Below are 25,047 nucleotides of genomic sequence, written 5' to 3' on the forward strand. Positions count from 1 at the left end.
CTCCTCAGGCGTTTTTCAGGGAGGCGAGGTGGGAGATGTAACTCCTCCAGCCGCCAAAATGGGTGATGTCGGTGGCGTCGGGGATCGCCCACGGCTCGCAGATAAAGCCTTTCACCGTGCGGCCGTCGGCCAGTTCCAGAGAGCCGATGCCGAGCGGTGCCGGGATTTCAGCGACGAACTCGCCAAAGCGCGCCAACGGGATGTCCCACAGTTCGACGATAATCGCGCTGCCGGTTTCTGCCCGTACCAGCCCCGGTTTAGGCGGCGTGGTGTTGGCAAGGGCGAAGAGTTTGTAGGTGGCGGCGGTGGTGGTTTGCTCGACGCGCACCGCATTGCGGCTGGTGAGCTGGAAATTCAGCGGCATACCGGTGAGATGCGCACCGACAACCGCGACGCGCACGCTGGCGGTGAGCGGCGTGGACGTCATGTATTCTTCCGGCTTAAGCGTAATGCCGGTCGCGCCGAGCGGCAGGGTCAGGCTGCGCTGCCACTGGCGACCAAAGCTGGCTAAGGCATCGTCGTGCCAGGCGGGTGCGACCAGCGTGATACCGGCGGGCAGGCCGTCAGCACGAATAGTGGAGGGCAGCGCCAGCGCGGACAAATCCGCCAGATTGGTGAAGTTGGTGTAAATCCCGAACTGCGAGTTGTAGAGCACCGGCTCCTGCACCATTTCTTCCTGCGTGCGGATAGTCGGCGAAGTGGGCACTACCAGTGCATCAAACCCTTCCAGCGCCAGATTGATTTTGCGCGACAGCTCCGCGCGCAAATATTCCGCCCGCCAGGCGTCACAGGCGCTGTAGTTCAGGCCGTTCGCCACAATGCCGCGCACCACCGGATCCATCACTTCCGGGCTTTCTTCGAAAATCTGACCGACCGCAACTGTCCGTTCTGCCACCCATGCGCCGTAATACAGCTGTTCCGCCAGTTCGCGGAACGGCGTGAAATCGATCGGTACCAGCGTGACGCCGCTGCTGCTCAGACGATCCAGCGCCTGATCGAATTCAAATTCGGCCTGCGCATCGCCAAAAAATTCCAGGCTGTCAGGTACCGCAAAGCGCGGATGGGCGGAAATCGCCACCGGCGCCGTACGCGGATTCGGGCGGGAATAGGCATCGGCGGCGTCATAGCCGCCTGCCGCGTGGGCGACGGTCTGGGCATCGGCGACGGTCAGGGCAAAGATGGAAACTGAGTCATTCAGGCGGCAGGCGGGTACCACGCCTTTGTTCGACAACCAGCCTTTGGTGGGCTTCAGGCCAACGATGTTATTGAATCCGGCGGGTACGCGGCCGGAACCGGCGGTGTCGGTGCCCAGCGAAAAAGCGACTAAACCGCGCGCCAGTACTGAGGCGGAACCCGAACTTGAGCCGCCGCTGACGTAATCCGGATTGAACGTATTGCGCACCGCACCGAACGGCGAGCGGGTGCCGACCAGACCGGTGGCGAACTGGTCGAGATTGGTTTTGCCAATGACAATCGCGCCTTTGGCTTTCAGATTGGCGACGACGGTGGCATCGGCCTGGGCGGTGTAAGTAAACGCCGGGCAGGCGGCGCTGGTCGGCCAGCCTGCGATATCAATATTGTCTTTGACTGCAAACGGCACGCCAAACAGCGGCAGGGTAGTAATCGAGCCTTCGGCCTTTTGACGCAGGCTTTCGAGATGGGCAATCTGGTCTTCCAGCTGATTGGCCGTAGCACGATAAATCCAGGCGTTATCGGTATGACTCAGACTGCCCAGCACCATCGAAAGCGTGGTACGCAAACTGCCCGGTGCCGTGCGGTAGTGCTCCTGCCATTCGCGCAGGGTAAAACCGCAATACGGCGAATTTGTAGAATGTGAAGCGTGGGTCATAGGTTGAATTCCATCTGGTACACAAGATTGAATTCACCTAAGCAAGCCCTGTGCCACATCACTATCTATTGATTTCAAATGATTTATTATTCGGCTTATGAATGTGTTGTACGTTTGTTGCACCATGCAAGCAATGCAACTGAACAAAAATGGGGCGAAGATTTGCACTTCGTGCAGTCGTCGTTCAACTTAAATGCATTATCATCTGGCCCACAATGAGCAAGAACGGCATATCTTTAAGATATTGATATCGCTTTGACGATTTTAGGAAAATGCAATTGATGCCACTTCGCACTCTCTTTAACCGACTGAAAAAGCTTTTACTGGCGCTTGTTCTGGTGGTCATCACGCTGCTGTCCGTGCGGACGTATGATGCCCTACAGGGGCCGCCGCTTGAGCCGTGGCACAAACTGGTGCCGGATGAGCTGAGCGCGGAGCAGCTGGATAACAGCGACTGGGCGGCGTATTTACGCGCTGAACAGCAGGCGTTTGTCGAAGTGAAGCAGGAAGTCACTGATAAGCTGGACGCTGAAGAGCGCATCCCGCTGAACCGCTATTACGACCGCAGCCCGATTTATCCCGAACATTTTGCGCAGGACTGGAACCGTTCTTATGAGCTGATGCCTGCGGGCAAACCCGTCGGTGCGGTCGTGTTGCTGCACGGGCTGACGGATTCCCCTTACAGCCTGCGCCATATCGCCGAGGATTACCGCCAGCGCGGGTTCGTGGCGGTGGGGATCCGTCTGCCGGGACACGGCACGGTACCGGGCGGTCTGACTAATGTGGACTGGGAACAGTGGATGGCGGCGACGCGGCTGGCCGTGCGTGAAGCCCGTCGTGCCGCCGGTGCAGAGGTGCCGTTGCAGATGGTCGGCTTTTCTAACGGCGGCGCGCTGGCAATGAAATACACACTCGATACCCTCGACGACGCGTCCCTGATTCGGCCCTCCCGCGTGGTGCTGATTTCCCCGATGATTGGCGTCACCCGCTTTGCCCGCTTCGCCGGTTATGCGGGCTGGCCAGCTATCTTCCCGGCGTTCGCTAAAACCGCATGGCTGAATCTGATGCCGGAGTTCAATCCGTTTAAATACAATTCATTCCCGGTGAAAGCGGCGCGTCAGTCCTATCTGCTGACCGATGTCCTGCAACAGCAGATTATTAAAGAAGCGAAATCCGGCAGGCTGGCGCAACTTCCGCCTTTGCTGGCCTTCCAGTCGGTAGTGGATTCCACCGTCAGCACCCGCGCGGTAGTCACCGCTTTGTTTAATCAGTTGCCCGCCAATGGTAGCCAGCTGGTGTTAATTGATATCAACCGCAGCGCCTACGTCGGGCCGTTATTGCGTCCGTCGTCAGAAACCGCAGTCGAACGCTTATTACCGCCTGCGCCAAGGCACTATCAGACGACGGTGATCACCAATGCCGGCCCCGATCAGGCGGCAACCGTCGCGCTGATCACCGCGGCAGGGCAGAGTGCCGGGATCGCGACGCCGCTGGGGCTGGATTATCCTTCCGAATTCTTCTCGCTCTCACACGTTGCGCTGCCGTTCCCGACCGATGACTCGCTATATGGCCGCACGCCGCAGGGTGCGGCGCAGTTTGGTATTCGTCTGGGCACGCTCGCCGCACGCGGTGAGAATGGCGCGCTGGTGGTGAGCATGGATCAACTGATGCGCGTATCATCGAATCCGTTTTATCCTTATATGTTGCAGAGAATGAGAGGATTCTGACGGTTTGCATCAGAATTAAGGGCGTGAAAGCATTCCACAGTGTTAATACACTCACCCGAAAGCGCTTGCGATTATATCGCGCGCTATATACATTGGCGGCATGAACATGAAAACAGACACCGAATCAACGCCCAACAGCATGTTGCATCTGGATCAGCAGATGTGTTTCGCGCTCTACTCGGCGAATCTTGCATTGCATAAGGTTTACCGCAAGTTTCTCGGCCAGCTTGATCTGACCTATCCGCAGTATCTGGTGATGCTGGTTCTCTGGCAGCGTGATGAAGTGACCGTCTCTGAGATAGGCGACAAGCTTTTTCTGGATTCCGCGACCCTGACGCCGCTGTTAAAACGGCTGGAGACCGCCGGTTTTCTGCTGCGCCGCCGCGCCAAAGCGGACGAGCGTCAGGTGATTATCACCCTGACCGACACCGGTAAGCAGCTGCGTGAAAAAGCCAAAGGGATCCCCGAAGCGATTTTGTGTGCGACCGAGTGTGAGCTCAGTGAAATGGTGACACTCAAGCAGCAGCTGGAATCCCTTCGCGCTAACTTGAAAGATAAAGCCTGAATTGCAAAGTAAAAAGATGCGTTCGCCGTTCAGCGAATGATTGATTAAACCTATCGCAGCAAACAGACAAATCCGGAGTGCGCTTTCGAGTTTGTCTGCTAGTATTAAATACATAGTGCACGATTAAATCGTGTAAACAATTTCCAGTTACGTTAGCTCTTATTCTCAGTCATCTGACCCGAAAAGGAACCAAATATGTCTATCGAAAAAGTTGTGTATCGTGCTCATGCATCTGCTACCGGTGGTCGTGATGGCCGTGCTGTTTCTGACGACGGCGTCTTAGATATCAAACTGGGCGTGCCGAAAGAAATGGGTGGCATGGGCGGCGGTACCAACCCTGAGCAGCTGTTTGCTGCCGGTTACTCCGCCTGCTTCCTCGGCGCACTGAAAGCCGTGGCCGCGCAGGAAAAAATTAAGATCCCTGCTGACGCGAAAATTGAAGGCGCGGTAGGCATAGGTGCCATTCCCGGCGGTTACGGTATCGAAGTTCAGCTTGATATCACTCTGCCTGGCTTTGAGCGCAGCGACGCAGAAGCGCTGGTTGCCAAAGCTCATCAGGTTTGTCCGTACTCCAATGCCACACGCGGCAACATCGATGTGACATTGAATATTAAATGATTTTTAGAAGTACCGCCTTCACCAGGGGCGTTTTAAGAAATACCCAGGAGGCTTCGGCCTCCTTTTTCATGTCTGAATTTATCTCTGATAAAGCTCCCACCTGTCCGTCACCTCGCCGGTAAGCCGCTTCGGCACGGAACATTCCGGAAGTATGTATATATACGTAATCTCGGTATAATCTGTGAACTCGCCAGACATAAACATGTCACAATGATTCAGAATCTTTCAAAATCCTCCGGAAAATCACATTACATGAATAGAGTGAAGACTCTATCGCAGCAAAATATTTCATTATTGTTAGCGATTTATATTGGCATTTTCCTTAATGTCTCCGTGTTTCAGCGCCGCTTTGCCGCCTTGATTAATCATTTCACTTCCACCGAACTCCTGCAGGCCGTCACAGAAGTGTGTGCGATCGTCCTGTTTACCTTTTTCGTGCTGCGCTTGTTGTCGCTGGGTGGACGGCTGTTTTTCCGCATCGTCGCCAGTCTGCTGGTTCTGATTTCCGTTGCCGCCAGTTATTACATGGTGATGTTCAACGTGGTGATCGGCTACGGCATCGTGGTGTCGGTGATGACGACGGATATCGATCTCAGCAAAGAGGTTATTGGCCCGCAACTGTTTATCTGGATGGCGCTGGTCAGTGCCATACCGCTGTTTGTGATCTGGAAAAATAATCTGCGTCTGACGCTGATTGAACAGATGAAAACGCCGGGGCAACGCGCGTTGCCGCTGATCGTTCTGTTGGCCGCGGTGCTGCTGGTCTGGCTGCCGCTGCGCTATCTTGATCACGAACAAAGCGTGAACGAGAAGAAAACTAACGTCGATTTACCGAGCTACGGCGGCGTTGTTGCGCACTCTTATTTACCGTCTAACTGGCTGGCGGCCCTCGGGTTGTATGCGTACACCCAGATTGATGAAGGTCAGGATGCCAGCCATTATTTTGACCCGGGGAAAGAGTTTACCTACGTGCCGCCGGCGGATATTGATGACACCTACGTGGTGTTTATCATCGGGGAAACCACCCGCTGGGATCACATGGGGATTCTCGGCTACGAGCGTGATACCACGCCGCGGCTGTCGAAAGAGAAGAATCTGGTGGCCTTCCGCGGGACTTCCTGCGATACCGCCACTAAGCTCTCGCTGCGCTGCATGTTCGTGCGCGAAGGCGGAACGGAAGATAATCCGCAGCGGACGCTGAAAGAGCAGAACATCTTTGCGGTGATGAAATCTTTGGGTTTCACTTCTGAACTCTTCGCGATGCAAAGCGAGCTGTGGTTCTACAACAACGCTGACACCAACAATTTCTCCTTCCGTGAAATCATCGCGTCTGAAAAGCGTAATGACGGCAAACCGGTGGACGATATGTTGCTGGTGAATGAATTGCAGCAGTCTCTGAAGAACTACCCGAAAGGGAAACATCTGGTGATCCTGCACACCAAAGGCTCGCATTATCTCTATTCTCAGCGTTATCCGCGCAGCTACGCGCGTTATACGCCGGAATGTAAGAGGACCAACTGTACGAAAGAAGAGCTGATCAATGCCTTCGATAACAGCGTGCTTTACACCGACACCTTCATCGACAGCGTGATCGATCAGCTGCGCGACAAGAAGGCGCTGGTGTTTTATGCCTCCGATCACGGTGAGTCGATTGATGAGAACTCGCATCTGCACGGTACGCCGCGCGAGATGGCGCCACCTGAGCAGTTCCGTGTGCCGATGATGGTGTGGGCTTCTGACAGTTTCCTCGAACAGCCGGATCATAAAGAGGCGTTTGAGCAGTTACAGGCGCAGCAGCGGGTCGGGGCGAAGAAGCGCCACGTCGAGCTATTCGACTCGATTCTGGGTTGTCTGGGTTACACCTCACCGAACGGCGGAATCAATCCGGCGAATAACTGGTGTGCTAAACCTCAGGCAGAACAGAAGTTATAGGTTAAATTGGCGGCGTATCGGATGATTTCTGGGCAGTCGGTGAATATGGATGAAAAAGCCGTTGACGCTCTGAAACCACCGCAGTAAGATGCGCCCCATTCGGCGAGTAGCGCAGCTTGGTAGCGCAACTGGTTTGGGACCAGTGGGTCGGAGGTTCGAATCCTCTCTCGCCGACCACATTTGAAAAACCTGCTTTTAAAGCAGGTTTTTTTTCGCCTGTAGTTTAAGAGGATGAGAACCTCCGAAGGAGGTTTGAGCCGAGCGAAGCGAGACCACGTTGCTTTAGCAACGGCCCGCAGGGCAAGCATCGAAGATGCGCGTAATCCTCTCTCGCCGACCACATTTGAAAAACCTGCTTTTAAAGCAGGTTTTTTTTCGTCCATAAAAACCCGCAGCCTTATGGTTGCTGACTTGTTGTTTTGTACGAAGAAAAATCAGAGAGTTTCTTCCCTCAGACTTACCCCATTCGCGGCATTCAGTAATGCTGCCCAGCTATCCGGTGGCTCGCCGCCTTTCAGCATTTTTCGAAAGACACGGTACGCGTCCGTTTTGCTCTCATAGGCTCGTAATTCTTTATCATCATTTACCCACACAAAAATGATGATTCGCGTTCTGAGGTTGTAGCGGAAAAACAGGCGATATTGCTGAAAGAATTTCGCTCTGAACCAATGAGTAAACTCAGCACCTAACGTATCTCCCTGACGATATTCGGCTCTTGCCGGATTTTGCGGGATGACTTCGTACATCAGCCTGTTGATCGCTATCAGCCTTTTAGTCGCATTTTTATTTTTATATCCGGTCGGATCTTTACGGCGTAACTCACTCACCTGTTCCATTAATTTTTGTATTTGCTGCTGGATCAGTGGGTGGGAAAGCAGGGTCCATCCATTAACCTCCATTGCCTGATTATGCATAATCCATTACTCATCATCGTCAGAAAGCGGACTGTCCAGGTCGATATCGATGCCTGCGGTCAGGACATTGATTTTTTCATGCATTGCCAGGGTTAACGGCTGCAAATTCTCCGGATGGTTGAGCATATCTGCCTCAACAAAATCCAGAAAGGCATTGATAACGGGATCGCTGTGTTCTTCGAGCTGCCTCGAAATAACCACCTGTCCGTCAGGCAGCACTTTGTACTGGATTCGATCGTTTTCGGTGAGATTGAGTGCTTTGCGAATGGCTGCGGGGATGGTGGTCTGAAAACGGCGAGTCACTTTTGATTCCGCTTCAAGTTTGATTCCCCATGTAGCTGAGGCTGACATAAACGAGACTCCCTGTGATGCATAAATGAGCGATGAGCTCAGCGTAATGCAAATGCATTGCCAATGCAATTGCATTGTTTTTAAGCGATTACTTATACATACAGCAGCGGGAATATCACACCGTTACATCCGTCTCATGCGCTTTGGCGCGCAAACTCCGGCGTAACCGTGTCATGGAAAATACCGTTTCGTGGGCGACGTGCAAGAATTCTTCGCCTTCCGGGGTCAGGCGGATCGGGTAAGTTTTGCGGTCAAACAGCGCCACGCCGAGCCATTCTTCCAGCTGGCGGATGCGGCGGCTGAGTGCGGACTGGGTGATGTTTCGTTCGCTGGCGGCGCGCGTGAAGCTGTAGCAATGAGATACGCTGAGAAAATCTTCAAACCACTTAAGTTCCATCACAAAACCTCTGGCCGGTGATATACAGAAAACCTGCTGCCATAAATCCAGATACCCTTGATTTAAGCAAAAAACGCGCCAGTCTTCTGATTCTACGATCAGTTTGGTTTCGAGGTATTTCAGCCCGCATACCGCCTTTCGGTGAAAAAACACACGAAACATATCCGCGCTGCAGGCTGCACCATCATCGGGCATCTGCGCCTTTTTGGGGTGTTTGAGGGGGTCAGTGCGGGAATCCATTTTGTGACAGTCACGTGTCATCAGCTGCTCTTCTCAGCATTTTCAGCTGGTTTCCACCCCTATCTCAAAAATAACCGTTCAGATATTCATCATTTAGCGAGAAATTTTTAGGGATTTAATATGTGCAAAACCCCCAGGAATATTCTTTTACAAAGTTGATTGTGTGGGTTTAAGGTTCAAAAACTGAACATTCATCCTGATTTAGTTAACAGAATGTTTTTTTATGTTTGTTTGCTGTTACTCACAGTCTGTGTAAATGCCTGATGGTTATATTGACGTCAGGGATAGGAGTTGCCAAATTGATAGCCCCAAGGAAGACCAGTGATTATTTCCGGTAAAGATCCGTAAAGCCCGCTTTACAGTTCGAAGGAAAAAAAATGGCAGTTCACCATGCTCTGGTTGGACTTAATGCAGCGCACACCAACACAGTCACCCGCAAATAAAAATAAAGGGTGGCGTGAGCTGCAAACACAACACACACATCCACATCACCATTAATCAATGGAGCAGAAGCGATGACAATCTCCTTAGGTAAGTCGGGGCTACTGAAATTCAGTATGGGCCTGATTGCGCTGACCGTTGCGGCAAGCGTGCAGGCAAAAACGTTAGTGTATTGCTCTGAAGGTTCACCTGAAGGCTTCAACCCTCAGCTGTTCACCTCAGGCACCACGTATGACGCCAGCTCCGTGCCTATCTACAACCGTTTGGTTGAGTTCAAGATCGGGACCACAGAAATTCAGCCGGGTCTGGCTGAGAAGTGGGACGTGTCGGCAGACGGCAAAACCTACACCTTCCATCTGCGCAAAGGCGTGAAATGGCAGGACAACAAGGAATTCAAACCAACCCGTGATTTCAATGCGGATGACGTGGTGTATTCCTTCGAACGTCAGCTCGACAAAAATAATCCCTACCACGGCGTTTCGGGCGGCAGCTACGAATACTTCGAAGGCATGGGTATGGGCGATCTGATCAACAAGATTGTTAAAGTCGACGACAACACCGTCCAGTTCGTGCTCAACCGCCCGGAGTCACCATTCCTGGCTGACCTGGCGATGGACTTCGCTTCCATCCTGTCTGCGGAATACGCGGATAACATGCTGAAAGCGAAAACACCTGAGAAAGTCGATTTGGATCCGATCGGTACCGGTCCGTTCCAGCTTGTGCAATACCAGAAAGATTCACGCATCCTCTACAAAGCTTTCCCTGGTTTCTGGGGCACCAAGCCGCAGATTGACCGTTTAGTCTTCTCCATTACGCCTGACGCTTCCGTGCGTTACGCGAAATTGCAGAAAAACGAATGCCAGGTGATGCCGTACCCGAACCCGGCTGACATCGCGGCAATGAAGAAAGATAAAACCATCAACCTGATGCAACAGCCAGGTCTGAACGTCGGTTATCTGTCCTTCAACGTTGAGAAAAAACCTCTGGATGAAGTGAAAGTGCGTCAGGCACTGACCATGGCTGTGAACAAAAAAGCCATCATCGATGCGGTTTATCAGGGTGCTGGCCAGCCGGCTAAAAACCTGATCCCACCGACTATGTGGGGCTACAACAAAGACGTCGTGGATTACGATTACAACCCTGAAAAAGCCAAAGAACTGCTGAAAGAAGCAGGTCACGCAGACGGTTTCACTATCGATCTGTGGGCAATGCCGGTACAGCGTCCGTACAACCCGAACGCGCGCCGTATGGCTGAAATGATCCAGGCTGACTGGGCGAAAGTGGGCGTGAAAGCCAACATCGTCACTTACGAGTGGGGCGAATACCTCAAGCGTGCTAAAGCCGGTGAGCATCAGTCTGTGATGATGGGCTGGACCGGGGACAATGGGGACCCGGACAACTTCTTCGCTACCCTGTTCAGCTGTACCGCAGCGAAAGACGGTTCCAACTATTCCCGCTGGTGCTACAAGCCGTTCGAAGATTTGATCCAGCCAGCCCGTGCTGAATCCGATCACGCCAAACGTGCTGCACTGTACCAGCAGGCACAGGTTGTGATGCATGACCAGGCACCTGCGCTGATCATCGCTCACTCCACCGTGTACGAACCTGTTCGTAAAGAAGTCAAAGGCTATGTCGTTGATCCGTTAGGCAAACACCACTTCGAAAACGTAAGCATGGAGTAATAGCGTCCCGCTATTGAATCCGGCAGTTAAGAGTTTTGTGAGCTACTAATAAGCCCGGCGAGCTACGGTTCTCCGGGCATTTTATACAGAGAGTACGGGATATGTTTCAGTTCATACTCCGACGTTTGGGGTTAGTTATCCCAACGTTTATCGGCATAACTTTGCTGACTTTTGCCTTCGTACATATGATACCAGGCGACCCGGTCACCATCATGGCAGGCGAACGCGGTGTTTCCCCCGAACGTCACGCCCAGTTAATGGCAGATATGGGGCTCGATAAGCCTCTTTATCAGCAATACTTCCACTATGTGAACGGGGTGCTGCACGGCGACCTGGGCACTTCCTTAAAAAGCCGAACCCCTGTCTGGCAGGAGTTTGTCCCGCGCTTCAAAGCGACGCTTGAACTGGGCATCTGCGCGATGATTTTCGCGATTATTGTCGGTATTCCGGTGGGCGTGCTGGCGGCGGTCAAACGCGGATCGATATTCGATCACACGGCAGTGGGCATCTCTTTGACCGGCTATTCCATGCCGATATTCTGGTGGGGGATCATGCTGGTGATGCTGGTCTCGGTGCAGCTCAACCTCACGCCCGTATCGGGGCGAATAAGCGATACCGTTTTCCTTGATGACAGCATGCCGCTGACCGGCTTTATGTTGATCGACTCCCTCATCTGGGGCGAGCCGGGCGACTTCAAAGACGCCGTGATGCACATGATTTTGCCTGCGCTGGTGCTCGGCACCATTCCTCTGGCGGTTATCGTGCGTATGACCCGTTCTTCCATGCTGGAAGTGTTGGGTGAAGATTATATCCGTACCGCGCGAGCCAAGGGCGTCAGCCGTATGCGGGTGATTGTCGTCCACGCACTGCGCAATGCGCTGCTGCCGGTGGTGACCATCATTGGTTTGCAGGTCGGGACGCTGCTGGGCGGCGCCATTCTGACGGAAACCATCTTCTCCTGGCCGGGACTCGGCCGGTGGCTGATCGATGCACTCCAGCGCCGCGACTATCCGGTCGTGCAGGGCGGAGTTTTGCTGGTCGCTACTTTGATCATCGTGGTTAACCTGCTGGTAGACGTGCTCTACGGCGTGGTCAACCCGCGTATTCGCCACAGAAAATAAGGGGCGCAAAATGTCTCAGGTTACAGAGCCCGTTGCGAATGAAATCGTGACGGCTGCGCCAGTGCCGATGCCGCCATTGCGGGAATTCTGGCATTACTTCAAGCGTAATAAAGGGGCCGTTACAGGCCTGGCTTATATCATCATCATGCTGGTGATTGCGATTGGGGCGAATGTGATAGCGCCACACGCCCCGGCTGAGCAGTTCCGTGATGCCCTGCTGCGTCCACCTGTCTGGATGGAAGGCGGAAGCTGGAAATTCCTGTTGGGTACCGATGACGTGGGCCGCGATATTCTGTCGCGGCTAATGTACGGTGCGCGGTTATCGCTGCTGGTGGGTTGTCTGGTGGTGGTGCTCTCCTTGATCCTCGGCGTGATTTTCGGTCTGTTTGCCGGATATTATGGCGGTGTCATCGACGCTATCATCATGCGCGTGGTTGATATCATGCTGGCTTTGCCGAGTCTGTTGCTGGCGCTGGTGCTGGTGGCGATTTTCGGTCCGTCGATAGTGAACGCCTCACTGGCGCTGACGTTCGTCGCCCTGCCACACTACGTGCGACTTACCCGTGCGGCGGTGCTGGTGGAAGTGAACCGCGACTACGTGACCGCTTCGCGCGTGGCGGGTGCCGGTGCGACGCGTCAGATGTTCATCAATATTTTACCTAACTGCTTAGCGCCGCTGATCGTTCAGGCATCGCTCGGTTTCTCCAACGCCATCCTCGATATGGCGGCTCTCGGCTTCCTCGGCATGGGCGCGCAACCGCCAACGCCGGAGTGGGGCACGATGCTGTCCGACGTCTTACAGTTTGCTCAGAGCGCCTGGTGGGTCGTGACCTTCCCTGGTGTGATCATTCTGCTGACGGTTCTGGCATTTAACCTGATGGGTGACGGCCTGCGCGACGCCCTTGACCCTAAACTCAAGCAGTAGGGGACGAGAGATGGAAACCACATTAATTCAAGACGTACCGGTCGGCAAAACGCTGCTGACTGTAGATAAGCTTTCCGTGCATTTTGGCGACGAAGGCACGCCGTTTCGCGCCGTAGATCGTATCAGCTACAGTGTAAAACAGGGCGAAGTGGTCGGGATTGTCGGCGAATCCGGCTCCGGTAAATCGGTCAGTTCACTGGCGCTGATGGGGCTTATCGATTTCCCCGGCAAAGTGATGGCCGAAAAGCTCGAGTTCGGTGGCCGTGACCTGCAAGGCATGAGCGAAAAAGAGCGCCGCCAGATTGTCGGTGCCGAAGTCGCGATGATTTTCCAGGATCCGATGACCAGCCTTAACCCGTGCTACACCGTTGGTTTCCAGATTATGGAAGCCATCAAGGTGCATCAGGGGGGCAACAAAAAGACCCGTCGTCAGCGCACCATCGATCTGCTGAATCTGGTCGGAATCCCCGATCCGGCTTCGCGTCTCGACGTGTATCCGCATCAGCTCTCAGGCGGGATGAGTCAGCGTGTCATGATCGCGATGGCGATCGCCTGCCGTCCAAAACTGCTGATCGCCGATGAACCGACGACCGCACTCGACGTGACCATTCAGGCGCAGATCATCGAACTACTGCTCGAGCTGCAACAGCAAGAGAACATGGCGCTGATGCTGATCACCCATGACCTCGCACTGGTGGCCGAAGCCGCACAGCATATCATCGTGATGTATGCCGGTCAGGTGGTGGAATCGGCACGAGCCACGGAGATTTTCCGTGCGCCGCGCCATCCGTACACCCAGGCGCTGCTGCGATCCTTACCGGAATTTGCCGCTGACAAAGCACGTTTGCAGTCATTGCCGGGTGTCGTGCCGGGCAAATATGACCGTCCGAACGGTTGTCTGCTCAACCCGCGTTGCCCGTATGCCACCGATCTTTGCCGTAAAGAAGAACCGGCGCTGCGCGATCTCGCGAACGGGCGTCAGTCGAAGTGTCATTATCCGCTCGATGATGCCGGGAGACCTACTTATGAGTCCTGATAACACCGCATCGCAGCCGCTGTTGCATGCGATTGATCTGAAAAAGCATTACCCGGTGAAGAAAGGGATGTTCGCCCCGGAACGTACAGTTAAGGCCCTCGACGGCGTGTCATTCACGCTTGAACGCGGCAAAACGCTGGCGGTGGTGGGGGAATCCGGCTGTGGGAAATCCACGCTGGGCCGTCTGCTGACAATGATCGAAGTCCCGACTGGCGGTGAGCTGTATTACCGCGGGCAGGATTTGCTGAAACCCGATGCGACAGCGGAAAAGCTGCGCCGTCAGAAGATCCAAATCGTGTTCCAGAATCCTTACGGATCGCTGAACCCGCGTAAGAAAGTCGGGCAGATCCTCGAAGAGCCGTTGCTGATCAACACCAAACTCAGCAGCGCGGAGCGTCGTGAAAAAGCGCTGGCGATGATGGCGAAAGTCGGCCTGAAAACCGAGCATTACGACCGTTATCCGCACATGTTCTCCGGCGGTCAGCGTCAGCGTATTGCTATCGCCCGTGGTCTGATGCTGGATCCGGACGTGGTGATCGCCGATGAACCGGTTTCCGCGCTCGACGTTTCCGTGCGTGCGCAGGTTCTGAACCTGATGATGGATTTGCAGCAGGATCTGGGGCTGTCCTACGTGTTCATTTCGCACGATTTGTCGGTGGTTGAACATATCGCCGACGAAGTGATGGTGATGTACCTTGGTCGCTGCGTGGAGAAGGGCTCGAAAGACGCCATCTTCAACAATCCGCGCCATCCGTACACGCAGGCTTTGCTGTCCGCAACGCCGCGTCTGAACCCGGACGAGCGCCGTGAACGCATCAAGCTGACCGGCGAGCTGCCAAGCCCGCTGAACCCGCCAGCCGGTTGCGCCTTCAATGCCCGCTGCCGTCGTGCGTTCGGCACCTGCAAACAGTTCCAGCCACAGCTGAAACAGTACGGCGATCAGCTAGTTGCCTGTTTCGCCGTGGATCAGGACGAGAACGGGACTACGCAGACTGTGGCGTAAATCAGTTGAAGTGCGAAGATGATAAAGGCCGCGAAAGCGGCCTTTTTTATTCAGCGGAGAATATTATCCTTGCTTACTCGCCCACCAGCTCAAAAGTTGCAGCGTTGACGAGTAATAATCGTCTTTCGGTGCGAGGTTCGGACTGATGGCACCGGTGTTGGCCATGGTGAAATCACGAATGGCCACTAAGCCCGGCGACATGTTATAGCCCGCTTTGGTGCCGGTCATCACGTCGATCCAGGCCGGTGTCGCGGTGCGTGGCGACTTCTGCCACCAGAGAATAAACGGTGCCAGCTGCGGGCTGCCCGGATGCGCCCAGCCGAGGTACAGCGGGATACGCACGGCGTCGTAGCTAAAACGCGTTGGCCAGCGGCTGGCGGGTTTCATGCTGCCGTCGGCCTGCATGTCCACCCAGTCAGTCGGCAGGCGGAATTCACCGAACGCCATTTTGCTGAGCATCGCGGTGCCGCTTTCATCGAGATCCTTCCACACTTTCAGGTGGCTGTGGGCGTAAAACGCTTTCCACGCCGGGAAGAGGAAGTAGGAGGCGTTAACGGTCACGTTGCTGGTCTGATTAAACCCGGTCACGCCCGGCAGCATCACTTTGTAACCGGCGTAATCAATCACGTTGTATTTGATCAGCGCCGTCTGTAATTTCTCCGACGCTTTGGTGTAACGCGTGTCCTGCCATTTATCGCCCGCCAGCAGCAGCGCCCATGCCATCAGCTGGTCGCCGTCAGAGGCGTTATTTTTATCGGCAACGTGAACGCTGTTGTTCGGGTCGTAACGCCATGAATAGAGGCCGATGTCTTTACGATAAAGAGTGGTGTTTGCCCACTGCCACAACTTATCGAAAGTGGCCTGATCGTCATTGAAGACCGCCAGCAGCATGCTGAAACCCTGACCTTCGGTGTGACTGACGTTTTTATTGGCGGTATCAATGATCCGGCCGTCAGGCATCAGAAAGCGGCTTTTGTAGGCTGACCAGCCCTGATCCTGCGCCATTACTGCGGTGGTGAAAAACGAGAAAACCAGACCGAACCACAGCACCAGGCCATAGCGTCGAAATGCCAACATAAAAATTCCTTACAAACCATTTTGATAGCGGAAGACGAATGCGCCTTCCGGTGTGCTTTCCTGCCAGCGCAGGGGAACGTAAGGCTGCCCGCCTTGCGCCTGCAACCATTGGGCATACAGCCCTTCAAACAGCGAAATCAGCGCGATGCGCCACAGTTCGTCGTCTTCACCCTGCGGTGAAACCGGCCAGGCGATGTGTACCAGCGCGAGTTGCTGCTGGGTGGCTTCAATTTTCACCACGCCCCAGTCAAAACGACTGAGAATATGGTTGATGTTGTCTTCCAGTTCACCGAGCGTGGCGCAGACCGGCAGCGCATGCTGACGCGCCAGATTACCGCCCATCAGCGTGAGAAAACGGCGACCGTCTTCGTCTTCGGCGGAGGCCAGAATACCTGAAAATAGCACCTGCACCAGACTTTGCCAGCCCGGTGTGGTGTGCCGCTGGCGGTAATATTCCTGCGCGACCTGAGTATAGTTCTGTTCTTGCATGGTTTTATTCCACCGGGATTAATTTTGGCCCATCAGATAGCGGAAGTAGACCTGCGCTTTGCTTTCGTTGTAATCGCCGAAAGTATCGTAGCCCACCTGACCGCCAATCTGCATGTTCTTGTTCAGATGATAATTGCCGCCGACGCCCGCATTCCAGCCGATACCATTTTCGGTTTTACCGGAATAGTAAGCCTCGGTGCCGTAGCCCGCCGCCACCAGATCTTCCAGCTGTTTTTGCAAGTCCGGGTTATTCGGGAAGTAGGCACTCTTATCCTGAGAATAGGACTGATAACCGACGGATGCCGAGAGTTTCATATCCCAGTCGTCATACTTCTGGGTATATTCCACCGGGAAGGAGACGCTGACGTAGTTCTGCGGGCTGAAGTAACCGCCCTGACCGTAGCTGTAGTAACTGAGGTTTTTGTCGAAGTTCATGTAGCCGACGTTGACCCCGGTTTTCAGTTCGCGATCGTCATAACGGTACGGACGGACGTACAGTCCGGCGTTGGCATTGACCGACTGGTTACTCTTCACGTTATTACCGAGATAGCTGTAGTAACCTGCACCGGCGTAGAAGCCGGCGTCACCATCATCGTAAGAAAGGTTAACGCTGCCGCCGTTTTTGGTGACCTGGCCCCACTCTTTGCCGCTGTAGTTATCTTTGGTGCCGACGTAGGACAAAATACTGTCGGTGATCGCGCGACGTTCTGCGGTCACGGTCAGCGTGGTGAAGTCGGTCAGTTTCGGTGCCCACTGCACGCCACCGACCAGCGAACTCAAATCCTGCCCGAGTGGCGTACTGCCCACATCGGCTTTGTAGCTGTCGCCGGTCAGCGCGGCGTTGACTTCCACGCCGGTGGCTTTCTGATTACCGGCATCCGGGGCGGAATAGGTAGTCGGATCGGTACCCGTGATGGTGTTGTAGGCCACGCACTGCGCCGAGGCCGCGTTGGTCGAGCTACAGTTTGCGCTGGAATTGGTGGAAGCGGCCGCCTGCAGTTTGGCGAAAGTGCTGTAATCGGCAATGTTCAGACCTGCCGCCGACGCCGCTGCTGCGACATCTTTCTGTGCAGACTGCGCCTGAGCCAGCGCGCCCTGCCCAAAGCGGCTGTTGGCCGTACCAGACGGGCTGCCTGCGCTGAGGGAAACCGGCGTCACGCCGATGCTCAGGCGCGAGGTGTCAAACGGCACGAAGGCGAACGTCATCGGCGCTTTAGCTTCGGTCAGCTGACTGAGCCCGCTTTCGCCGTCACGGCCGCGAATCGACATTTCGCCCTGCGCCCAGGTGGCGGTTTTGCCCTGCAAATCGTCGAGCATGTCGTCGATCTGTTTTTCTGTCGCATTACGCTGCGTGACAGCCGTCGGCTCTGCGCTGGCTGCCGGAATATTCCCCGGCGTGGAAACCTGATCGGAGACCTGCCATGGCATGACGGCGCCGTAAGAGGATTGCGTTGTCGGGCGTGAAGCCGTGGTGCGCGTTGAACGGTTGATGAACGGGTTGTCGCTCAGCTGCAATCCGGCGACCTGCGCCGAACCGTCTGCGCCTTCCAGCCCGATCATCTTGCCCTTCGCCGAACGCAAAAGCGCCATCGCCTGCTGATGATCGCCCTGTGCCTCGGCAACGCGTGCCGCCAGTAACAGGCGGTCCGGCGTGCGCGGACCGGTCAGACCGTTCATAAGCTGCTGCGCACGCTGCGTATCGCCTTCGCCCAGCGCAATATTGATCGCCCCGACGCGGGCATCCTGCGTTGGTGTGTCGTTGGTCATCAGGTAGTTATAAACCTGACCGGCCTGTTTATTGAGTTTGCCGGACTGATACAGGCGCGCCATCGCCAGCATCAGGTCGCGGTTTTGCGGATCGGCTTGCAGCGCGACGACCAGCTTGTCGTAAGCCGCCGCGTACTGACCCTGTTCGCGCAGCTGATCGGCCTGCGTGATAACGAAACCGTTACGCAGATTGGCCAGCGCCGTCGGCGATGTGCCCGACTGAATTTCCGGATTTTGCAGGAATGCCTGCGCCTCGTTGCCAAGCCCCGCCTGATTCAGCACGGTGACCTGATCCGCGTAATCTCCGGCGTTACCTTTCACGCCGTTGCGCATGTTCTGGCGCACCAGCTGTACCGCCAGCGGAAGCTGCCCGGTGGCAGCCAGATTCTTCGCCAGCGCACCAACGTCAGCAGGCGCGGTGGGCGGGTTCTGCGCCAGCGCGCGTAAGGTATTTGCGGCGGCCGCACTGTTACCCTGTTGCAGATAGTTTTCGGCATCGGCCATTTGCGCATTGAAGTTGGCGCGCTGCGCCAGTTCACGCATGCCCTGATTCTGGCTGCCGCGCGGAATGCGCGAGAGCAGGGCGCTGGCGGTTGACCAGTTTTTGGTTTCCGACGCGAACAAGGCCGCGGCGTAAAGATCGGCAGATGAGGCACCCGGACGCGCGGACGGCGCCATGATCGACTGCGCCTGCGCAGTTTGCCCTTGCGATTGCAGGATGCGCGCCATGTCCAGCTTCACCCAGACGTTGGACGGCTGACGTTCCTGGGCCTGCTGAAGTAAATTCAGCGCGCGCTGTGGATCGTTGTTCGCCACCGCCTGTGCAGCCTGACGGCGCAACGGCTCGATGACGTCGGCCACTTTTGGCGGATTCATCTTGGTCTGAATATCAGCCGGCAGCGTTTTTAGAACCTGACTGGCTTCGGCGGTTTTGTTCTGCTGACGCAGTACGTAGAACAATCCTGCACGGGCGTCGGCGTTATCGCCAAGTGCGCTGAATTGCTGCTCGGCACCGGGCAGATCGCCTTTGCGGCGCAGAATGTCGGCGCGCAGCAATCCGGCAGACTGACCTTTCTCCCCGCCGACCTGGGTCAGCGGCGTGACGGCGGCCAGCGCGGCATCGTAGCTGCCAGCACCGGCGGCTTCTTTGGCTTTCGCCAACTGAGCGTAGAACGCAGAATCCTGCGCCTGATTGCTCAGCTGTGCGCTGTTCGGCCCGCCCTGTGCGGCGGCTTTGCTCAGATATTGCGAGGCGGCTTCGAAATTGCCACTGCGCTGCGCGATGTAACCTAAACCAGCCAGTGCATCGGCATCGTTTGGATCGCCCGCCAGCACGCTTTCAAACTTGGCTTTGGCGTCGGTGACGTTCCCGCTGTTCAGCGCGGTAAAGCCCTGACCTTTCGCCGCGCCGCCGATATTTTTCTGGAAATAGGCCATCACACCGGTGTCATTCGGATGACGCGCCTGATAGCCCTGATACAAGTCGCGATCGCTTTCCTGCGGTGCCATCCATAACAACGCCTGACGCAGCGAGCGGTCTGCGTCGCTGTTGCTGCCTGCCATTGTGCTCAGCAGTTTGATACCGTCACGGCGGGAAGATTCCTGATAGGTCAGCACTTTGCCCAGCGCCAGACGCGCCTGCGTATCGTCCGGGCGGGAAGCCACGCGCTGCTGCAAACCTGCAATCGCCTGCGGCTGGAGCGATTTGTCACCCGCCATGGTCAGGTAATATTCGGTTGCCAGACTGTCGAGCGGCTGATTGCCGTTAAAGATGGTGCGGTAGGCCGAAAGCGAACCGCTGACGTTACCCTGCGCAGCCATCTGACGGGCAGAGGCCAGCTGCGCCGGGGGAATCGACTGCATGGCTTTGGCGCTATTTAGTGAAGCTAAACGTGGATCGTCGGGCGAGGCGGCAGACAGCTTTTCGCGCCACTGGTTAGCCGCGGTTTTGTCGCCGCTTTGCATCGAGTACAGCGACATCAGATACAGCGCCTGGGCATTGTCCGGCTCAACCAGCAGCACTTTCTGCAAGGCGTCTTTTGCCAGATCGTCATGGGCGCGTTCGTGCCAGTAAGCCGCCTGATCGAACAGAGCTTTCATCGCCGGATTGGTCGTATCCGCGGCAAACGTTGAGGCACTAAAACTCACCACTCCGGCGATCCCTACCAGATAAATAGCCCTGATCACCGCCAGGGACAGTTTATGTTTTTTCATTTTCCAGCTCCGGTAATCGCCAGGTTATAGCCGGGAGTAAAGGCTACCTTCATTGTTGTTCTTTTTGTTTTGAGGCTTTTCATTTGTGGCCCAGACGTTTAGCCGCATGGCGACGCAGGACGACGAACAGGCTCAGGCCCACCACCAGCGATACCAGCGTGGCGATAAGCGACAGGATCACGATGTGCGTGCTGGCGTACCAGAGCACCATCATGTACCACGGCATTTGTCCGGTAGGGAATTGCTGCCCGACGGAGAAGCTGCGGATGCCGTTCTCATCAGTAATGATCGCCAGATCGCCGCGGACGTTGGCGTTGATTTGAGGCAATTTCAAATCGCTGTGAATTTTCAGCAACTGCTGATCGTCAGTACCGGTGGCCACGACGACCACGTGATCGTTGGACCAGCGCGAGCGATAGCTGACAAACCCGCGCCATGCACCGGTCGAGGACAGATAGCGGTCGGCATCTACCGGCTGGCGATACCAGTCGCCGGTCAGCCACGCCACGATGCGCTGTACTTCGGTCGGCGTTTTCACGCCCATCGAATTGGCGTTCAGGCCAAACGGCGAATCTGCCAGTAACTGCTGATTAAAGGCGGAATCGCCCAGCGTGGTGACTGCCAGAATATCGCGGTCAAACAGCGGGTTTCCCTGCTCGTCACCCTTCAGACCAAAGGCAATCTGCACGTGACTTACCGGCACGCCGGTGGCTTTGCCCGCGCGGGCGGTCAGGTTCAGCAAGGTGTGGATTTCATCAGCCGTCGGTTCCGGCGGCAGCAGCATCAGCGTGTCGGAGAAGTCGGCCAGCTTGGAGTACGGATAGGACGCACCGACGAAATACGACAGGTTCGGCAACTGCGCGAAATGGTAGCTTCCGCTCAGGTCGATGAAGGATTTCGGATCGATACGGCTTTTGATGTTATCGCTGGTCAGAATGCTGCACGGCGCGTCTTTTTTCGGTTTGATGTCGAAATAGAACTGCAACTGGTTGTCGCCGTAAATCAGGTACGGCGCGAGCTGCATCGTGTAGCGTTCCTGACGGCTGTCACCGCCGAGGCGACGCCAGATGTTTTCCACCAGACCGACTTTGTTCACCGTCAGGCTGCGCAGGAAATTGCTGTTGATGGAGACATTCAGGCGCGAGTTATCTTCATCAATCCAGTTTTCGGTCGGGAAACGGTAATCAATGCGTACCGGAATATTGTGCCCATCCCACATGAACAGATCCGGCGCGGCGCGGAACGCCACCTGAATGCCATCGTGATAAATACCGTTGGAAATCAGTGAATCCGGATCTTTGCCCGCCAGTTCGCCCAGCGTGACCGGGCGCGAGGTGTCAATCCAGCGCGGTGCATCATACGGCTTGCTCGACGGAATGGTTTGCTGCGCGACATCCAGATGATCGGTGTTGTTCGGCATTCCGGCGCTTATCAGCCGGTAAGCCGCCTGACGCAGCTGGTTGTCATCGTTACCCAGAACCAGCAGCAGTTTGTAGACCGGATTGATCGGGTTATCAATAATTTGAATCGATGCGCCGTTGCTGGCAGGCAGCGTCAGAGAGCCGATTTTATCGCCGGGTTTACCGAACAGAATCCCGTTCTGATCGGGCAAATCATTCAGAATAACCGGAAAGTCTACGTCGCGATAATCGGACAACATGCCGAGATAAGAAGAGACCATCGCTGCGGCGCTGACATCTCCAGGTTTCATTGATGCCGGGAAAGCCATGGTGATTTTGGACTCCTGCATTTGCAGGCTGTCGAAGAACGGACGCGGGAAGTTACCCAGATTGCGGCCAATATTCAGTTGCTGACCTTCCAGACCAATGCTGGTAGTCGGCAAAATGGTGACCCAATATTTGTCCGACTGATCTTTCTCGCAGGTCATGGTGTTGCTGTCATGCACGCGAAAGCTCAGGTTGTTGCTCGAGACCACCATCGCCGACGGAATATCCAGCTCGTAGACATCGCCGCCGTTGCTGGTCTGGTTCAGCGGCAGGTTGCCCAGCGGCTGGCCGTTGAGCATCAGCTCCAGCGTGGTATCGCGGGCGATCAGCGCCGGAGAAATTTTCAGCGCCAGCGAGAGATGGGCATTGGTGACCACTTCATCTGCCGGCAGGGTGAAGAGAATACCAGACTGCAACTGGCCGCCGCTGAGGGTCAGGCCGTTGGGCTGGCCCATTTCGGCGACGGTAATATTACTGGTGACCGGCTGAACCAGCGGGATCACCGGCGCAGGCACCGCAGCGGGATCGGCCACCGGCGTGGCTGGGGTTGCCGCATTGGCCGAATCGCTGTTGTTGACCGGCGTGGTATCCGCCTGAGGAATATATTCTGACGGCACCGGCTGTGATGTGACCGGCGCTGCGGTGTCAGCGGGTGCGGTTTCTTCCGGCATCGCTGGCGTTGGCGGCAGCCATGACGGTGCCGCAGGCAGACTGGTGGCCGGATCGACCGCCGGGGCAGGGGCTTCTTCCGCCTGCGTAAACGGCAGGCTGCTGAAGGTCAGCAGCAGGCCGGTGGTGATTTTCCTGAGCAGGGACGCACCCGGCACAGTAAATAAACGGCGATTTATCATCGATTTACGTGGTCGCTTCATACTGCTTCACTCTTGCTGGTGGTCTCAGCGGGGGTATTTTTGCCGCGGCGTTCTTTCCATGTGTTGTAGAACAACTCAAATACGCAGCGGATGATGCTGAGCAGCGAGCGGAACGGATTGTCCGGCGGGTATTCTTCACCGATCCAGGCATCCGCACGGCACAGAACGACGCGGACCAGTTCACGGCGTTTCGACAACGGCAGGTTTTCAAATTGCAGACGGATGCGCTCCTTGTTGCCACTGATTTGCGTCACCGGGAAACTTTCCGCGCCCGAGGACAGCTGAATCTCCACTTCTTCAATTTCTTCGTCCAGATAACGCACGTCCGGCGTCACCAGCTGCACGCCGCCCATCGACATATCAATGGTGGTGGTGCGCAGGGAAATGCCGTTGGCGTAATGAATGATGGCCGGGATCGCCACATCGATACGGATGGTTTTACGCACCTGGCGGGTTTCTTTCGCCACGGCAATGGCCGCCAGCAGGATCAGCACACTGAAGCTGCCCCATGCCACGTTCAGCGCGATCACGCTTGGGTCGATGGCAAAGTAGTTATGGAAGACCGCGCGCACTAAGCCGTAACCGATACCGATAATCATCAGAATGGCGACGATCAGGTGCGGCTTGACGATGTTGAAGTCAAAGAAGCCCACGTCCAGCAGGCCGCCTTTGTCGGTCACGTTAAACTTGCCGCGTTTTGGCGCAAGCAGGGTGACAATCGTCGGCAGGATCAGGTGGAAGGCCATCACGGTTTCGTAGATTTCACCCCAGAACGTATAGCGGAAGCGGCCATTCATGCGGGAGTTGATGTACAGCGACATCACCAGATGCGGCAGCGCATAAGCAAAAATCAGGCTGGCGGACGAGGAGATGATGTTCAGATTGAACAGCAGGAAGGCCAGCGGTGCGGTCAGGAACACCACGCGCGGCAGGCCGAACTGGAAGTGCAGCATGGCGTTGAGATAGCACAGGCGTTGCTGCCATTTCAGACCACGGCCAAATAACGGATTATCGACGCGGAAAATCTGCGTCATGCCGCGTGCCCAGCGGGTACGCTGAATGACGTGCAGACCGAGACGTTCTGTCGCCAGACCGGCCGCCAGCGGGATATCCAGAAACGCGGTATTCCAGCCACGGCGCTGCATTTTCAGCGCAGAGTGGGCGTCTTCGGTCACGGTTTCCACTGCAAAACCGCCAACTTCTTCCAGCGCCACGCGGCGGATAACCGCACAGGAGCCGCAGAAGAACGTTGCGTTCCAGTTATCGTTACCTTGCTGAACCGGGCCGTAGAACAGTGCGCCTTCGTTGGGCATGGTGCGGCCAGCGGAGAGATTGCGTTCAAACGGATCCGGTGAATAGAAGTAGTGCGGCGTCTGAATGAGCGCCAGACGTGGATCTTTCAGGAAGCTGCCGACGGTCGCCTGTAAAAATGCGCGGGTGGCGACGTGGTCGCAGTCGAAGACGCAAATCAGCTCGCCTTTGGTGAGTTTCATCGCGTGATTCAGATTACCGGCTTTCGCGTGGGCATTATTATCACGGGTGATATATCCCACGCCCGCATCGGCGGAGAACACGGCAAATTCGTCGCGCTTGCCGTCATCGAGCACGTATATTTTGATTTTATCTTTGGGATAATCGATACATTGCGCCGCCAGAACGGTATCACGCACCACGTCCAGACTTTCGTTATAAGACGGAATATACACATCGACGGTGGGCCACAGCGTGGTGTCATCCGGCAAGGGTTCGATGGTGCGTTTCAGCGGCCAGGTGGTTTGCAGATAACCGAGTAACAGAATAAGCCAGACGTAAAGTTCGGCGAGGAATAACCCGATGCCTAAAATGGCTTCAATGGTGGAATTGAAATGCAGCGTTTCCGTGGCGCGCCAGTAAATATAGCGCGTCGACATCATGATGGACATGATGACCATCACCACGCTAATACGGCGGCTTTTGCTGATGCCCAGTAAAAATAAGAGGCCAATGCTTATCAGCCCGAAGATGTACTGCTTCTGGCTGTCCATTGGCGTAATGACGATAACTGCTGCCACCGGCAGCAGCAGGAGCACAAGCAGGGAAAACAGGAATTTATTCATCGCT

The 25,047-nt window shown here is 55.6% G+C and carries 17 protein-coding genes, 1 tRNA gene, 1 other RNA gene and 1 pseudogene; 11 read left to right on the forward strand and 9 right to left on the reverse strand.

What is annotated here, in order from left to right:
- Positions 1 to 4: 4 nt before the first annotated feature.
- Positions 5 to 1,849: an allophanate hydrolase gene (atzF, locus tag ACMHLI_RS14070; RefSeq protein WP_413530004.1), complete on the reverse strand. Its 1,845-nt coding sequence runs from the start codon at positions 1,847 to 1,849 to the stop codon at positions 5 to 7.
- 281 nt (positions 1,850 to 2,130) lie between these two features.
- On the opposite strand from atzF, the gene ACMHLI_RS14075 reads away from it, so the two are divergent.
- From ACMHLI_RS14075 to ACMHLI_RS14100, 6 genes are all read left to right on the forward strand, one after another.
- Positions 2,131 to 3,576 (forward strand): alpha/beta hydrolase, encoded by a 1,446-nt coding sequence (locus ACMHLI_RS14075; RefSeq protein WP_413530005.1) that lies wholly within the window; start codon positions 2,131 to 2,133, stop codon positions 3,574 to 3,576.
- A gap of 106 nt (positions 3,577 to 3,682) precedes the next feature.
- Complete coding sequence (locus ACMHLI_RS14080; protein WP_413530006.1) at positions 3,683 to 4,141, forward strand: MarR family winged helix-turn-helix transcriptional regulator; 459 nt, start codon at positions 3,683 to 3,685, stop codon at positions 4,139 to 4,141.
- Positions 4,142 to 4,336: 195 nt separating this feature from the next.
- Positions 4,337 to 4,759, forward strand: coding sequence for an organic hydroperoxide resistance protein (locus ACMHLI_RS14085; RefSeq protein WP_056775755.1), 423 nt, complete (start codon positions 4,337 to 4,339; stop codon positions 4,757 to 4,759).
- Between the two features lie 252 nt (positions 4,760 to 5,011).
- The gene (gene eptB / locus ACMHLI_RS14090) at positions 5,012 to 6,691 is read left to right on the forward strand and encodes a kdo(2)-lipid A phosphoethanolamine 7''-transferase (RefSeq protein WP_413530007.1); all 1,680 of its coding nucleotides are present in this window, start codon (positions 5,012 to 5,014) and stop codon (positions 6,689 to 6,691) included.
- A gap of 100 nt (positions 6,692 to 6,791) precedes the next feature.
- Positions 6,792 to 6,868, forward strand: a tRNA-Pro gene (locus tag ACMHLI_RS14095).
- Between the two features lie 33 nt (positions 6,869 to 6,901).
- Positions 6,902 to 7,031: non-coding RNA, RtT sRNA (locus ACMHLI_RS14100), on the forward strand.
- 94 nt (positions 7,032 to 7,125) lie between these two features.
- On the opposite strand, the gene ACMHLI_RS14105 is transcribed toward ACMHLI_RS14100, so the two are convergent.
- The 3 genes and pseudogenes from ACMHLI_RS14105 to ACMHLI_RS14115 form a co-directional block, all read right to left on the reverse strand.
- Positions 7,126 to 7,605, reverse strand: a complete 480-nt coding sequence (locus tag ACMHLI_RS14105) for a type II toxin-antitoxin system YhaV family toxin (protein WP_413530008.1) — start codon at positions 7,603 to 7,605, stop codon at positions 7,126 to 7,128.
- Between the two features lie 6 nt (positions 7,606 to 7,611).
- Positions 7,612 to 7,956, reverse strand: coding sequence for a type II toxin-antitoxin system PrlF family antitoxin (locus ACMHLI_RS14110; RefSeq protein WP_413530009.1), 345 nt, complete (start codon positions 7,954 to 7,956; stop codon positions 7,612 to 7,614).
- A gap of 142 nt (positions 7,957 to 8,098) precedes the next feature.
- Positions 8,099 to 8,353: pseudogene (locus ACMHLI_RS14115) on the reverse strand (LysR family transcriptional regulator); the annotation flags it as partial.
- Between the two features lie 755 nt (positions 8,354 to 9,108).
- On the opposite strand from ACMHLI_RS14115, the gene dppA reads away from it, so the two are divergent.
- The 5 genes from dppA (at position 9,109) to dppF (ending at position 14,801) form a co-directional block, all read left to right on the forward strand.
- Complete coding sequence (dppA, locus tag ACMHLI_RS14120; RefSeq protein ID WP_413530010.1) at positions 9,109 to 10,716, forward strand: dipeptide ABC transporter periplasmic-binding protein DppA; 1,608 nt, start codon at positions 9,109 to 9,111, stop codon at positions 10,714 to 10,716.
- A 101-nt stretch (positions 10,717 to 10,817) separates the two neighbouring features.
- Positions 10,818 to 11,837, forward strand: a complete 1,020-nt coding sequence (gene dppB / locus ACMHLI_RS14125; protein WP_413530011.1) for a dipeptide ABC transporter permease DppB — start codon at positions 10,818 to 10,820, stop codon at positions 11,835 to 11,837.
- A gap of 10 nt (positions 11,838 to 11,847) precedes the next feature.
- Positions 11,848 to 12,762 carry a dipeptide ABC transporter permease DppC gene (dppC, locus tag ACMHLI_RS14130; protein ID WP_112167438.1) on the forward strand — a complete coding sequence of 305 codons (915 nt, stop codon included), beginning with the start codon at positions 11,848 to 11,850 and terminating at the stop codon, positions 12,760 to 12,762.
- Positions 12,763 to 12,772: 10 nt separating this feature from the next.
- A complete protein-coding gene (gene dppD, locus ACMHLI_RS14135) occupies positions 12,773 to 13,798 on the forward strand; it encodes a dipeptide ABC transporter ATP-binding protein (protein ID WP_112167439.1) in 1,026 nt (341 codons plus the stop codon).
- On the forward strand, positions 13,788 to 14,801 hold the full coding sequence (gene dppF, locus ACMHLI_RS14140; RefSeq protein WP_413530012.1) for a dipeptide ABC transporter ATP-binding subunit DppF: 1,014 nt from the start codon (positions 13,788 to 13,790) through the stop codon (positions 14,799 to 14,801). Before dppD ends, dppF begins: the two co-directional genes overlap by 11 nt.
- Before the next feature lie 63 nt (positions 14,802 to 14,864).
- Here the strand turns inward: dppF and ACMHLI_RS14145 are convergent, their stop codons facing one another.
- From ACMHLI_RS14145 to bcsA, 5 genes are all read right to left on the reverse strand, one after another.
- Positions 14,865 to 15,878: a glycosyl hydrolase family 8 gene (locus ACMHLI_RS14145; protein WP_413530013.1), complete on the reverse strand. Its 1,014-nt coding sequence runs from the start codon at positions 15,876 to 15,878 to the stop codon at positions 14,865 to 14,867.
- Between the two features lie 9 nt (positions 15,879 to 15,887).
- The gene (bcsD, locus tag ACMHLI_RS14150) at positions 15,888 to 16,367 is read right to left on the reverse strand and encodes a cellulose biosynthesis protein BcsD (protein WP_413530014.1); all 480 of its coding nucleotides are present in this window, start codon (positions 16,365 to 16,367) and stop codon (positions 15,888 to 15,890) included.
- Between the two features lie 18 nt (positions 16,368 to 16,385).
- The gene (locus ACMHLI_RS14155) at positions 16,386 to 20,348 is read right to left on the reverse strand and encodes a cellulose synthase subunit BcsC-related outer membrane protein (protein WP_413530015.1); all 3,963 of its coding nucleotides are present in this window, start codon (positions 20,346 to 20,348) and stop codon (positions 16,386 to 16,388) included.
- A gap of 79 nt (positions 20,349 to 20,427) precedes the next feature.
- Positions 20,428 to 22,947: a cellulose biosynthesis cyclic di-GMP-binding regulatory protein BcsB gene (gene bcsB, locus ACMHLI_RS14160; protein WP_413530016.1), complete on the reverse strand. Its 2,520-nt coding sequence runs from the start codon at positions 22,945 to 22,947 to the stop codon at positions 20,428 to 20,430.
- Positions 22,944 to 25,043, reverse strand: coding sequence for a UDP-forming cellulose synthase catalytic subunit (gene bcsA / locus ACMHLI_RS14165; protein WP_413530017.1), 2,100 nt, complete (start codon positions 25,041 to 25,043; stop codon positions 22,944 to 22,946). Before bcsA ends, bcsB begins: the two co-directional genes overlap by 4 nt.
- Between the last annotated feature and the right edge of the window lie 4 nt (positions 25,044 to 25,047).

It is taken from the genome of Rahnella inusitata (assembly GCF_965118895.1).
Taxonomy (GTDB): Bacteria; Pseudomonadota; Gammaproteobacteria; order Enterobacterales; family Enterobacteriaceae; genus Rahnella; species Rahnella inusitata_A.